The following is a 12,670-nucleotide window of genomic DNA, read 5'->3' as shown; positions in this document are numbered from 1 at the left end:
TCGCCCCGATGCCCAACCCCTCCGCCGACGCCATCGGTCTGCGGTACGCCCTCCTGGTCCGCGCGATCCCGGGCGGCGACGCCAACCGCTGTTACGCGCTCGGCGACTCGCTCATCCTCCGCATACCCCGGGACACCGCGGCCGCCACCGATCTGGCACGCGAGGCGCTTGTCATCCCGTACGCCGTAGCCGCAGGCGTCCCGACGTCGCCGATCGTCGAGTACGCGGGCGACTACATGGTCGTCACGCGGATTCCCGGCGCTGACGCCGTGACCGCCCCCGTCGCGTCCGGGTTCTACGAAGCGGTGGGCGAAGGGCTGGCCGCCCTGCACACCGTCACCGCCGTGCCTGGCCTCCGGGCGTCCACCCCGGACGATCCTGTCCGGCTTGTCAGCGCGTACGCCACCGATGGGCTCATCGACCCGGCGACCGCGTCCTGGCTGACCGCCTGGTTCGGCAGACTCCGCCGCCCGCCCCTGCCACCCGTCCTGCTCCACGGCGACGTCGCGGACCAGAACCTCATGGCCGGCCCCGACGGGCGTTTCACCGGTTTCGTGGACTGGGGTGACGCCTGCCTCGCCGACCCCGCCATCGACTTCGCGAAACTCCCGCTGCCGGCGGCGGACCAGGCGCTGCACGGCTACCTCGGCACCTCCGACCTGGGCGACTGGCCCGCTCGCGTCCTCTGGCACCACCTGCACTGGGCCCTGGGACGGCTCGCCCACCCCGTGCCCGCGCCCGGGAGGCGGCACTGGACCGCAACCCCTTACGCACGCCTGTTCTCCATCATGCGGTTCTTCACCGCGGCCCCCGGACAGTGGACGCGGCTCCTGCCCTGACCCTCAAAGTGTCCCTGACCCTCAAAGTGTCCCTGACTGTCATATTGGGACCATGGTGGATACCGCTGCTCTCCTGGCCGCCTACGACTCGCAGATGCGCATGCCGCCCGGTGGCACCCTCCCGGCCGGCGTGACCTACGAGCACGACGGCCCGGTCGTCCGGATCGTCGGCGGCCACATGGGAAGGATCCGGCCGCCACGCGACCTCGGCGTCACCGGCGCCGGCCTCGACCGCCTGATCACCCGCCAGCGGGACTACTTCCAGGCCCGCGGCCAGGGCGTCGAATGGAAGCTCCGGGGCCACGACCTGCCCGCGGACCTCCCCGAGCGGCTCGTCGCGGCCGGTTTCGTGCCGGACGAACCCTCCACGGTCCTGCTCGGTTTCGCCGGCGAGCTGGCCACCGAGCCCGTCCTGCCCGGCGGTATCGTGCTGCGACAGGTCCACGAAGCCGAGGACCTGCGCCGCATCGCCGGCCACCAGAGCGAGGTGTGGAACGCCGACCTGTCCTGGGTCGAGGACATGCTCCTGTCCCAGGTCTCGGCCGACCCCGCCCAGATCACCATCCTGATCGCCGAGGCCGGTGACCGCATCGCCTGCTCCGCCTGGACCCTGTACTACCCGGGCACCGACTTCGCCGCCCTCCTCGGCGGCACCACCCTGCCCGAATGGCGAGGCCGAGGCATCTACCGCGCGATGATCGCCGCCCGCGCCCAGGACGCCGTCACCCGCGGTGTCCCCCTCCTCCACGTCGACGCCTCCCCGGCCAGCGCCCCCATCCTGCGCCGCCTCGGCTTCCACAAAATCACCACCTCAACCCACTACCACTGGACACCACCGAAGTAACCGGGGTGGGATCTTCGGTCATGGGCGTGTGCGTTGTCGCGGTAGATGTCGGCTCGGTTCGTCCGCCGTCACGCTTCGCCTGGGTTGCGTTGGACACGCGTGCGGCTGAACCGGTCGGTGGCGGTATCGACCCTGCGACGGCGGTCGACGCGGTGGTGGCTGCTCTCGCCCGGGGTGACCAGGTCGCGCTGCTGCTGGAAGCGCCGATGGCCATCCCCGTGCCGGACCGCTGGGAGGACCTGGGTAAGGCCCGCGCCGGGGAGGGAAACCGGCCCTGGTCGGCCGGTGCGGGTCGGCGTCAGCGCACACGCCGCGGACGCTGCGGCCGCGGCCCGCGATTTCCTCGATCGGCTTCACCGCGGCGCGCTGACCACCGACGTGGTGTGCGGGCCGCACGCCGCTGTCAACCTGCTTGCTGCGGCCGCGATCTGGGCGCGGTTGCCGATTGCTGAGCGGGAGTTGCGTGAGGACGTTCTGAAGCTGAAGCCGGTGCGGTCAGGTGGCTGAGCGTTCGAGGAGTTCGCCCGGGGCGGGCAGCGGGGCTGATTCCTGGCGGTGCTGGTGCTTTTCGGTGTACATGCTGGCGTCGGCGGCGGCTAGGAGGGTGTCGGTGTCGGGGGTGGGGAAGTCGCCTGCGGCGGCGACGCCGATGCTGACGCCGAGGGGGTAGGAGTCGCCGGCGCGGCAGACCGGGTCGGTGACGAGGTTGCGGAGGCGGGTGGCGATGGCGTGGGCGTCGGCGGGGGTTTTGACGTCGCAGGCGAGGACGACGAATTCGTCGCCGCCGAAGCGGGCTGCGACGTCGCCGGGGCGCAGGGAGGCGCGCAGGCGCTGGGCGAATTCGATGAGGACGAAGTCGCCGGCGGCGTGGCCGTGGCGGTCGTTGATCTGTTTGAAACCGTTCAGGTCCAGGTAGAAGATGACCGGGCCGTAGGCGTGGGCGCCTGAGAGCGACGTTTCGAGGGCGGTCCGCAGGGCCTGGCGGTTGGCCAGGCCGGTGAGCTGGTCGTGGCGGTTCTGGTGGGCCAGGACGGCGCGGATGTCCTCCTGGCCGCGGACGACCAGGACGAAACGCACCAGGATCAGCGACGTGAGCAGGGCGATCGACACGAGCAGCGAGACGCGGCTCAGGACGCTGTCGAAGGTCTGCAGTCCGGCGAACATCGGCAGGGCCACCAGGGAGATGCCGAGGAAGACGACCCGGGCGGGGTGCAGGCGGTCCTCGTGCTCGGTGTCGGGCTCGATGCGGTCGGCGCGGGGGTGCACGAGCGCGGCCACGAAGAAGCTGTTGGCCACGAGCAGGACGCCGTCGAGGCGTTCGGCCTGCACGGCGCGGGACAGCTCCGGGACCAGGGCCGGGAGCATGGAGATGCAGACGTCGCCGACCATCGTCACGGTGAGGGCGGCGACCAGGTAGCGGGTCGGGCCGTGTTTCGAGCCGGGGGCCAGGACGAGGATGGCGACCACGGCGAACAGGACGACGTCGCCGAGCGGGTAGAAGGCGCCGAACACGATCGCCAGGGAGAGTTGCTGGTGCTCGGCGGCCGGCAGGATCAGGAACTGCCAGCACAGCCACGCCATCACCGTGGCCATCGCGAGCGCGTCGAGCATGCCTTCGCGCAGGTTGCCGGGGGCCCGCACCCGGACCAGTCTGATCAGGCCGATCGCGAGCAGCGGATAACCGCTGACCCAGAGCACATCGGAGGGTTGCACGTCCCCCATCGGCCCCAGCAGCCACGTCAGCACGTCGGACAACAGGTCACCGACGACCCAGACGGTGAGCGCCCCGATGACGTACGCGTAGCCGCTGCGGACGGGGCCGGTGATCGTGCGCAGTCGCGCCCAGCCGAGTGCGACGAGGCTGGTGAAGCAGATCAGGTAGGAGAAATGCGCCACGGCACTGCCGGGGGCGACCGCTGCGGGCACGCCCGCGGCAGCGGCGTACGCCGGCACTAGCAGGGGTGGCACACGTGGCATGCGCTGCCTATCGGTCTCGGCCCGGCCCGGTGAAGGGAAAGCCACCATACACGCGCGGCGACCGCTCAGGCCGTGTCCTGTCGATCACGGCGAGGCCACGGCCTACCCGTCAAGCTCGACGATCTCTCGTCCGAGAGGCCAGAATGCCACGGGTACGAGCTTGAAGTTGGCGATTCCGAACGGGATCCCGATGACCGTCACGCACAGCGCGATCCCGGCGGTGATGTGGGTGAGCGCCAGCCACCACCCCGCGAGCACGACCCACAGGACGTTGGCGATGCCGGAGGCGACCCCGGCGCTGGGGCGGCTCACCACCGTGCGCCCGAACGGCCACAGCGAATACACCGCCAGGCGCATGGCCGCGATTCCGAACGGGATCGTGACGATCAGCGCGAAGCAGATCAGCGCCGCGATGCCGTAGCCGATCGCGAGCAGGAACCCGCTGCCGAAGATGAACCAGAGGATGTTGAGGATCGTTCGCACACCCTCAAGCATGACCGACGAGTGCTAGGGCCGGCGAATGCAAGGGGCCGGCGAATGCTATGGGCCGGCGGGCGCTACGGCAGGATCCAGCGCTGGTTGCCGCTGCCGTTGCAGGCGCTCGTGCGGACGCCGGCGCCGACGCGGCTGCCGCCGGCGGGGTCGGTGAGGCAGTCGCCGGTCGCCACGTTGATGACGGTGGCGCCCTCGACCCGCCACAGGGTGGTGTCCTGGCCGCGGCAGGTGGTGATGCGGACGCGGGTGTCGTCGCTGCTCTGGGCGCATTTGCCGCTGACGCGCAGGGTGCCGTCGGTGTCGAGGGTCCACACCTGGGCGGCGGTGCCGTTGCAGTCGAAGACCTGGACGTGGTTGGTGTCGATCGCCACGCCGCCGTTGAGGTCGAGGCAGTAGCCGCCGGCCTCGGTGATCGTCCCGGTCCGCGCCACGGCGGACACCACGGACGGCGACGGCTCCGGCGACGGGGCAGCGGAGGACGAGGGGGTGGGGGACGAGGACGACGCACGGGACGCTGACGGCCGCGTAGCACCAGGTGAGCGCGTCCGGACACGGGAAGTACGGGTGGCGGCGACCGAGGAGGGCACCCCGGCCGGAGTTGCCGCGGTGGACCACGGTGGGAGCGAGACGTCGACGAAAGCTTGCGGCGTACGGTGCGGGTGGGGTTGGAAGGCTGTGACCAGGCCTGCCGCAGCGAGGGCGACCACCAGGGCGATCAGCAGCGCCCAGCGGCGGCGACGCCGGGGGAGGACCGCGGGCGGAACGCGGGGGATGACAACGGTCGCCTCCGCGAGATCGGGGGCGGGAGGCGACGCGGGCCAGGTGGGGGACGAGGCGACCGGCGGGGGCGCGGAGACGTACGGGCGGACCAGCAGTGGATCTTCGGTGTCGTCCATTACCGCCCTATGCGCCGCCGTGAGTGGACGTCACCGTACCGAATCCGCGGGCCAAGATCAGTGGCCGGAAATACAGGATCGGGCGCCCTTAGGGTTGCTTTAACCTGCAACTAACCCGCGCTTAGGGCAAACCCGGACAGAGTCCCCGGCATGTCAACTCTTCGCTCCACAAGCCTCGCGGCGTTCGCCGTGCTCGCCGCGGCCGTCCCGCTCGCCGCGGTCGTCGCGGCAGCCCCCGCGGAGGCGGCCAGCTCCAAGTTCTGCACCGGCGGCAGCTACGCGGTGCTCGGCAAGGTCGGCCAGAAGGACCGGTTCCGGGGTACGGTCGCCGCGCCCGCCACCCGTTTCCTGGTGCAGGGCAAGTACACGCAGTTCACCATCGACCCGGCGACGTTCGCCATCTACGACTACGCGTTCACCGGCGCCGCCAGCACCGGCGACATGACCGGCGGCAAGCTCACCCCGGTGTACGCGGGCAAGGTCCCCGATCACCGCGGCCTCGCCCTGACCAGCGGCATCAGCCTGGAACTGCGCGACGAGGACATGACGATCTCGCGGACCGGCACGAGCGGGCTGAGCATGAAGATCCAGGCGAAGGACTGCGCGCAGGGCGGCATCTTCCAGATGGAGGTGGCCCGCGGCGACGGCACCCGCACCCGGATCGTGCACACCCTCGCGGACAGCACGTTCTACTACGACAACCCCAACTTCCGCGCCAACCTGGGTAAATGGCTGGGCTCCGGCTGCACGAGCGAGCAGACCGGTCCGGCCGGCGACCTGTGCGTACGCGTCAGCCCGCGCGTCAATATCGGCAGCGACCTCTCCCCGAAGCTGATCCTGCGCGACAGCGCCCAGGTCGCCACGCGCATCCCGCAGGCGTCGTGCGGCCCTGACTTCACCAACGCGCTGGGCCTCACCGAGACCAAGGACCACTGCGGCGCGACGAGCGTCTGGGACGTGGCGAGCGGCGGCCGCCTGGGCATGGTCACCGGTGAGGACGCGACCGAGGTGGCGAACCCGCCGACGGCCTGCACCGAGGACTGCCAGGCGCAGAACCAGGTCGGCGGCAAGCTCGCGACGCTGGGCTTCCCGAACCCCGTGCCGGCGGCGAGCAAGCTGTCCCCGCGTACCTCCCCGGACGGTCTCACCGCACCGCTGACCGCGCCCTGATCCCAGGGCCGTTGCGTGGGTGGGGCAGAATCCGCAGGTGCTGCCCTACCCACTGACGATCCCCGCCCTGCTGCGCGCGCTGCGTGAGCTTCCCGATCCGCAAGCCGGGATCGCCACCCTCGCGGCGGGTGGCCCTGACGAGCGCTACCTGGCGGTGACGGCGGCCGCGGCGTTCGGGTCCCGGTCCGTCGTGGTCCAGGCCCTGCAAGATCCGGATCCGTCGGTACGCGGGGAAGCGGCGCGACAGGCGCTGAGGCTCGGCTGGTCCACGGCCGGGGAGCTGCTGGCCGACGCCACTCCCGTCCTGCGTCACCTCGTGCTGCGGCTGCTGCGCCGGAGCCCGGGCTCCGGCGACGACGTGATCGACCTGGTCCGCGAGCGCTACGGGGATCGCGAGGCGGCCGTGGTGCTGCCCGCCTGCACCGCACCGGTCGTCGCGCGGCTGCTCCCGGAGCTCGCGCACGCGATCGTCTCGTGGAAGGTCCTCGCCCGCCGGCACGCCGCGGCGATCCTCGACCACGCCGCCGCGCAGCTCGCGGCCCTGGAGACCCCGGAGTGGGACGCGCTGGCCGATGCGGTCGGCGCGTGTGCGCGAACTGAACCGGGCGGGGTCCTCGATCTTCTCGAACGGTACGCGCCGGGCGAGCTCCCCGAGATCGACCTCGTCCCGCTCGCCGCCCGCTTCCCCGAGCGGGTCGCGGCACTGATGATCGCCCGGGGCGTTTCGTACCGCCATCGGGGCCGCGCGCTCATGCGCCACTTCCGGGAGCTGAGCACCGCGGAACTGGCCGCCCTCGACGCGCTCTCCAGCGACCTGCTGCCGGTCCTCGCCCCGCAGCGGCGCGGCGAGGTCTACGACGTGGCGCCGCAGGAGATCGTTCCGGCTGCCTATCGGGTTGACCTGCTGCCGGCGGCGTGGAGGCATCGCGAGGCGCGTCGCGTGCTCGCCCTGCCGCAGATCGTGGCCGACGAGCAGCTGACGATCGAGTGGAGCCAGTACCTGCCGGCCGCCGAGGCGCTGCCCGTGCTCGACCGGGCGGTGCGCGATCCGGACCCCGGCCGGCGCGCTGCCGCGTACGAGAAGATGATCGGGGTGGCCCGCCGGGAACCCGCCGCCCTGCCGGAGGTGCTGCAGCGCCTCGCCGGGGCCCGCAACGAGCGCGACAAGGTGCGCCGCCTCGCACTGCAGCAGCTCCCCACGCTCATCCCGCACCTGGTCCCGGCGGTCGCGCCCGCGCTCACCGCGTTCACCGACGCGTCGCTCGACGCCCGGGACTTCTCGGCCCGCAGCCAGGAGCTGATGGGTGAACTCCCGTATGCGGTGCTGGCCCGGCGCGACGCCGACGACGCGGTCACGCGGTGGGCACTCGGCATGGCCGCGCGGGTGGAGATCCCGGGATGGCTGGAGAAACCGCTGCTCCCCGGTGCGGAACACCTCCTCGCCGCCGCTCTGGGCAAGCGGATCGCCACGGACACCACCGCGCTGGTCGCCCTCGCGCGCCTCCTCGGCCCGCGGGCCCGCCACGTGCCGGAAATTCAGGATCTGCTGCGCATCGCCGCGCTGCCGCCCTCTGCCTCCGCCTCTGCTTCCTCCGCGCCCGCTTTCTCCTTCTCCGATGGCGGCCGCTTCTCCGGTGACGTGCGCGAGGACGCCGTCGAGCTGTGGCTGGACGACCCGAGCTCCCGGGCCGCGCGCACCGCGGAGCTGCTGGAAGCGGACCCGTCAGCCGGGCGCTTCGCCGCGGTGTGGCGCGAGGTGACCGGCTACAGCACCACCCTGCTCGACCCGGTCCTGGCCGATCTCGCGCCAGGCCCGGATCAGGGATCCGGCTCGTCGGGTGACCAGCAGCCCAGTGCGGCGTCGCGCGTCCGGCGGCCCGGGCCGCCGTTGCGTGTGCGGCGGTGGCTGCCACGGCAGCAACGCGCCTACGCCGAGGTGCTGGCCGCGATCGCCGCTGACACCGGCCGGGAGGAACGCGCCCGGGCGGCGGTGCTGAAGGATCTCGCCCGGGTCCCGGTCGCCGGCCGCGAGCTGCTCGGCGTCTACCTCGACGCGCCCGGGACCGTCCTGGCCGAAGCCGCGCTGGCCGCGCTGCCCTGGACGGACCGGCCCGGTGACGCGCTGCCGGTGCTGCTCGCTCAGGTGGGTGGCGACCGGGCCAAGGTCGCCCTGGAAGCCGCCGCCCGCGCGGCCCGCTTCGTCAGCGGCTCCGAGCTGCTCGCCCTGCTGCGCGATGTCCTGCTCGCCCCGGCGCTGCGGGTGAGCAGCTTCAAGGCCGTGGTGCGGCTCCTCGGCCGGTACGGGCCGCCGGACTCCCTCGGCCTGCTCGCCGAGGTGTGGCGAGTCCCCGGCACCCACCCCGACGTGCGGGCCGCCGTGGTCGGGTCGGTGCGCGCCTACCTGCCCGCGGAGACCGTCTGGCAGATCTACGCCGAGGCCCTGGCGTCGGCCGACCGGGCCGAGGTGCGGGCCGTGCTGGCGGTTGATCCCGATGACCTGGCCGAGCCCGACCGCCGACGGTTCGCGCCGCTCGTCGTCGCGGCCTGCACCGGTCCCGACCCGGAGATCGCTGCGGCGGCGTACAACAGCCTCGTCCCGTGGATCCCGTGGGCGCCGGACGTGACCGGCCAGGTGACCGAGGTGCTCGCGGACCCGGAATCCGGGGTGCACGAGCTGCTCGCGGGGTCGCTCGCCGAAGCCCTGGTGCGGCACTCCGGCCCCGAGTTCCTGCACGAGGTCTTCGACCTGCTCGTGGCCCTGGACCTCGCGGACCCCGAACCCGGCAGCGCGGTCCGGGACCGTCCGGCGCGGCGGCGGCTGAACGCGATCGCTGACCGGCTGACCTCGTGGGCGCGCGACAACGTGGTCCGGGACGCGGAGCGCGTACGCGAAGCAGCCCGGAAGCTGGCACCGCACCCGGCGTTCCTGAGCGACGCGGCCGGACTGCTCACCGCGCTCGCGGATCTTCGTCCGGCCGGTGCCGACGCGCTCGGTGACCGGCTCGCCGAGATAGCGGATCTTGTCGCCGCCCGACCGGCGGTCGCGGTGCGGCTCGCCTCTCAGCTCGATCGTATTCGGCGCTACTCGTTCACGGCCCGGCCCGAGCTCGGCCTGCCCGCGGCCCGGCAGCTCACCGATCGCGGCGACCTGGCCGGGGGACTTCTCGCGCTGGCCCTGCTCGCGCCGGGTGGTTCGCAGCAGTGGAGCCCGCCCTGGCAGGAGGCGCTGCAGCGGCTGCGCGACCACCCCGACCCGGACGTCTCCGCCGAGGCCTACGGCGTGAAGATCAAGCACCACAGTTGAAACCGGACCTTTCCTGACGAGGCGGGACGGGAAGCCGAAGAGACGGTCATGCCGCTCCTCTCCCGTCTCGTCGCCGCCGGTCTCGCCGTGTCGGCCCTGCTGTCCCCGGCCCCGGTTCAGGCCGCCGCGCATTCGTCGTCGAGCGCGGCTCGCAGCGCGGTGACCGGTGAGACCGAGGCGCGGCGGGTGGGGCGGGTGGCCACGCCGAAGCTGCACTGGTACGCGTGTTACGGCTGGGCCCAGTGCGCCACGGCCAAGGTGCCGCTGGACTACGACCACCCGTACGGCGCGCAGACCACGATCGCGCTGCTGCGCGTCAGGGCCACCGACCAGAAGCACCGGATCGGCAGCCTGTTCGTCAACCCGGGCGGCCCCGGCGCCTCGGCGACCAACCTGGCCCTCGCCGCGCCGAGCGTGTTCAGCCAGTCGATCCTGGAACGCTTCGACATCGTCGGCATGGACCCGCGCGGCATCGGCTCCAGCGACCCGGTCAATTGCTTCCCCGACACGGGTACGCAGACCAAGGCCCTCAAGGGCATGAACGTCGCGTTCCCCGTCGGCGCCGCGGAGACGAAGGCGTACCTGACGAGCGTTCGCACACTCGCCCACGGCTGCTCCACCACCGGCCGTCCGCTGGCCGGCTCCATGTCGACCGCCGAGGTCGCCCGCGACATGGAGGTCATGCGCCGCGCCGTCGGCGACAGCAAGCTCAACTACTTCGGCTTCAGCTACGGCACCGCCCTCGGCCAGTACTACGCGAACATGTTCCCCGACCGGTTCCGCGTCATCGCCGTCGACGGCGTCATCAACCCCCGCAACTGGGTCGGCACGGCCAGGACGCAGAACACCGTCCAGGACGTACGCCTCGGTTCGGCCGTCGGCGCCGAGAAGGCCCTGCACCGCATCCTGACCCTGTGCGACCAGGCCGGCACCGCGAAATGCGAGTTCGCGGCGGGCAACCCGGTCGCCCGCTTCGCCACCATCACGGCCGCTTTGAAAGCCAAACCCCTCACGATCCAGGGGGAGAAGCTCACGTACGCCGCCTTCATCGGCGCCGTCCTCAGCTCCCTCTACGGCCAGGACGCACCGGTTCAGGTCACGGGCCTCGCCGCCGACGTCTGGACGCTGATGCACGGCGGGGCCGCCTCCACCGGGCTTCGCCGCGCTTTCGCGTACGACAACTCCCTGGACGCGTACGCCTCCGTGATGTGCACCGACGGCCGCCACCCGGCCCACCTCGCCAACTGGCCCGCGAAGGTCGCCAAGGCCTCCGCCCGCGCCAGGTACTTCGGCGCCGCCTGGGCCTGGGCCAGCGCCCCGTGCGCCCGCGACGCCTGGACGGTCCGCGACGAGGACGCCTACACCGGCCCCTTCACCAGGACCACGAAGAACACGGTCCTGGTCGTCGGCAGCTACTGGGACCCGGCCACCAACTACTACGAAGCGGTCGGCTCCGCGAACCAGCTCGGCAACGCCCGCCTCCTCAGCAGCAACAACTTCGGCCACACCGCGTACACGTCGTCCCCCTGCGTCACCAAGGGCATCGACAACTACCTGCTCCACAAGACGCTCCCGGCCAAGGGCACGGTCTGCACGGCGACCCAGCCCTTCACCACCACCCTCGACACCGGCACGGACTCCGCGGCCACGCCGAAGCTCAACCTGCTCACCGCCACCAAGGCCGACATCGTCGCCGCCGGCCTCCCCGCCCCGGACGCCCCCAAACAGGGCCTCTACTGAGTACTAGGCTGACCGGCATGGTGATCTTGCAGGATGTACGCGACGCGGCCGAGCGACTGAAGGGGGTCGCGCACCGCACCCCGGTGATCCGGTCCCGGACCCTCGACGACCTCGTCGGCGCGAGCGTCTTCCTGAAGGCGGAGAACCTGCAACGCGTCGGGGCGTTCAAGTTCCGGGGCGCCTACAACGCGTTCTCCCAGCTCACCCCGGAGCAGCTCGCGCGGGGCGTGGTGACGTTCTCGTCGGGCAACCACGCCCAGGCCATCGCCCTGTCCGCCCGCGAACTGGGCAGCACCGCCGTGATCGTGATGCCGCAGGACAGCCCGGTGGCCAAGCTCGACGCCGTCCGCGGCTACGGCGCGGAGATCGTGCTCTACGACCGCTACACCGCCGACCGCGAGGAGATCGGCCGCACCCTCGCCGGGGAACGCGGCCTCACTCTCATCCCGCCGTTCGACCACCCGCACGTCATCGCCGGCCAGGGCACCGCAGCCCTGGAACTGCTCGAAGAAGCCGGCGAACTCGACGCGATCGTCGTCCCGGTCGGCGGCGGCGGCCTCATCGCCGGCACCGCCATCGCCGCCAAAGGCCTGCACCCCGCCATCCGCGTCATCGGCGTGGAACCGGAAGCCGGCAACGACACCCTGCGCTCCCTCGAAGCGGGCAAACGGATCACCATCGACGTCCCCCGCACCATCGCCGACGGCCAGGCCACCACCGCCCCCGGCGAACTGACCTTCGCCCTGAACAAGGACCTCGTCGACGAGATCGTCCTGGTCAGCGATGACGAGCTGCGCGACAGTCTCCGCTTCGCCGTCGACCGCCTCAAACTCGTTCTTGAACCGAGCGGCGCCACCGGCCTGGCCGCCCTCCTCACCGGCCGCGTGACCCCCGTCCCCGCCCGCATCGGTGTCATCCTCTCCGGCGGCAACGTCGGCGCGGCCCGCCTGGCCGAGCTGCTCGCCGAGGGGGTCTGATGACCCACGAGGTGGTCCGAGCCGAGGGCCTGCCCCGCCCGAACGGTCACTACTCGCCCGTGGTCAAGGTCGGCAACCTGCTCTTCCTGGCTGCCCAGACAGGCATCGACCAGACCACGGGTACGGTCCCCGAGGGCGGCTTCGAACCCGAATGCCGCCAGGCCTTCACCAACATCGACACCATCCTGCGCGCCTGCGGTTCCGGGCTGCCCGGCGTCGTCCGCGCCGTCGTCCTCTACACCGACCCCGCCGACCTCCCCGTGATCAACGCGGTCTTCGCCGACACCTTCCCCACCGACCCACCCGCCCGCACCGCCGCCGTCGTCGGCCTCGCCGGCGGCCGCCGCATCTCCATCGAAATCACCGCGGTCGTCCCGAGCGGCACAGCGGTCTAGAGATCGATGATTGCCGGCCTGTGGGGTCGGCAA

11 protein-coding genes are annotated in these 12,670 nt (G+C 72.0%); 8 read left to right on the top strand and 3 right to left on the bottom strand.

The window, feature by feature from the left end:
• The first annotated feature begins 8 nt into the window (after window positions 1–8).
• From Ahu01nite_RS35425 to Ahu01nite_RS35415, 3 genes are all read left to right on the top strand, one after another.
• On the top strand, window positions 9–839 hold the full coding sequence (locus tag Ahu01nite_RS35425; protein WP_203841081.1) for a phosphotransferase family protein: 831 nt from the start codon (window positions 9–11) through the stop codon (window positions 837–839).
• Window positions 840–891: 52 nt separating this feature from the next.
• Entirely contained in the window at window positions 892–1,683 is a 792-nt protein-coding gene (locus Ahu01nite_RS35420; protein ID WP_203841080.1) for a GNAT family N-acetyltransferase, read from the top strand.
• A gap of 285 nt (window positions 1,684–1,968) precedes the next feature.
• Window positions 1,969–2,190, top strand: coding sequence for a hypothetical protein (locus tag Ahu01nite_RS35415; protein ID WP_203841079.1), 222 nt, complete (start codon window positions 1,969–1,971; stop codon window positions 2,188–2,190).
• Here Ahu01nite_RS35415 and Ahu01nite_RS51495 read toward each other — a convergent pair.
• The 3 genes from Ahu01nite_RS51495 to Ahu01nite_RS35400 all read right to left on the bottom strand — a co-directional run bounded on the left by Ahu01nite_RS51495 (window position 2,179) and on the right by Ahu01nite_RS35400 (window position 5,051).
• Window positions 2,179–3,651, bottom strand: a complete 1,473-nt coding sequence (locus Ahu01nite_RS51495) for a GGDEF domain-containing protein (protein ID WP_275411803.1) — start codon at window positions 3,649–3,651, stop codon at window positions 2,179–2,181. The two genes, Ahu01nite_RS35415 and Ahu01nite_RS51495, sit on opposite strands and share 12 nt — an antisense overlap.
• A gap of 111 nt (window positions 3,652–3,762) precedes the next feature.
• Window positions 3,763–4,143, bottom strand: a complete 381-nt coding sequence (locus Ahu01nite_RS35405; protein ID WP_239159380.1) for a YccF domain-containing protein — start codon at window positions 4,141–4,143, stop codon at window positions 3,763–3,765.
• Window positions 4,144–4,217: 74 nt separating this feature from the next.
• Window positions 4,218–5,051: a ricin-type beta-trefoil lectin domain protein gene (locus Ahu01nite_RS35400; protein WP_203841076.1), complete on the bottom strand. Its 834-nt coding sequence runs from the start codon at window positions 5,049–5,051 to the stop codon at window positions 4,218–4,220.
• Between the two features lie 150 nt (window positions 5,052–5,201).
• Here Ahu01nite_RS35400 and Ahu01nite_RS35395 point away from each other — a divergent pair, with 150 nt between their 5' ends.
• Genes Ahu01nite_RS35395 through Ahu01nite_RS35375 form a run of 5 tightly spaced genes read left to right on the top strand, consistent with a single transcriptional unit; the run spans window position 5,202 to window position 12,637 of the window.
• Entirely contained in the window at window positions 5,202–6,221 is a 1,020-nt protein-coding gene (locus tag Ahu01nite_RS35395) for a hypothetical protein (RefSeq protein WP_203841075.1), read from the top strand.
• Window positions 6,222–6,258: 37 nt separating this feature from the next.
• A complete protein-coding gene (locus tag Ahu01nite_RS35390; protein WP_203841074.1) occupies window positions 6,259–9,525 on the top strand; it encodes a hypothetical protein in 3,267 nt (1,088 codons plus the stop codon).
• A 48-nt stretch (window positions 9,526–9,573) separates the two neighbouring features.
• Window positions 9,574–11,265 (top strand): alpha/beta fold hydrolase, encoded by a 1,692-nt coding sequence (locus Ahu01nite_RS35385; RefSeq protein WP_203841073.1) that lies wholly within the window; start codon window positions 9,574–9,576, stop codon window positions 11,263–11,265.
• Between the two features lie 17 nt (window positions 11,266–11,282).
• On the top strand, window positions 11,283–12,242 hold the full coding sequence (locus tag Ahu01nite_RS35380) for a threo-3-hydroxy-L-aspartate ammonia-lyase (protein ID WP_203841072.1): 960 nt from the start codon (window positions 11,283–11,285) through the stop codon (window positions 12,240–12,242).
• Complete coding sequence (locus Ahu01nite_RS35375; RefSeq protein ID WP_203841071.1) at window positions 12,242–12,637, top strand: RidA family protein; 396 nt, start codon at window positions 12,242–12,244, stop codon at window positions 12,635–12,637. The genes Ahu01nite_RS35380 and Ahu01nite_RS35375 overlap by 1 nt, the downstream gene beginning before the upstream one ends.
• Window positions 12,638–12,670: the final 33 nt, after the last annotated feature.

It is taken from the genome of Winogradskya humida (assembly GCF_016862215.1).
Lineage (GTDB): Bacteria > Actinomycetota > Actinomycetes > Mycobacteriales > Micromonosporaceae > Actinoplanes > Actinoplanes humidus.
This window is presented reverse-complemented; position numbering and strand designations above follow the sequence as displayed.

What these genes read in the sequence shown, in the direction of transcription:
- Ahu01nite_RS35420 (WP_203841080.1), top strand. Translation starts at nt 892, where the DNA reads ATGGTGGATACCGCTGCTCTCCTGGCCGCCTACGACTCGCAGATGCGC.
- Ahu01nite_RS35380 (WP_203841072.1), top strand. Translation starts at nt 11,283, where the DNA reads ATGGTGATCTTGCAGGATGTACGCGACGCGGCCGAGCGACTGAAGGGG.
- Ahu01nite_RS35400 (WP_203841076.1), bottom strand. Translation starts at nt 5,051, where the DNA reads ATGGACGACACCGAAGATCCACTGCTGGTCCGCCCGTACGTCTCCGCG.
- Ahu01nite_RS35425 (WP_203841081.1), top strand. Translation starts at nt 9, where the DNA reads ATGCCCAACCCCTCCGCCGACGCCATCGGTCTGCGGTACGCCCTCCTG.
- Ahu01nite_RS35385 (WP_203841073.1), top strand. Translation starts at nt 9,574, where the DNA reads ATGCCGCTCCTCTCCCGTCTCGTCGCCGCCGGTCTCGCCGTGTCGGCC.
- Ahu01nite_RS35375 (WP_203841071.1), top strand. Translation starts at nt 12,242, where the DNA reads ATGACCCACGAGGTGGTCCGAGCCGAGGGCCTGCCCCGCCCGAACGGT.
- Ahu01nite_RS35395 (WP_203841075.1), top strand. Translation starts at nt 5,202, where the DNA reads ATGTCAACTCTTCGCTCCACAAGCCTCGCGGCGTTCGCCGTGCTCGCC.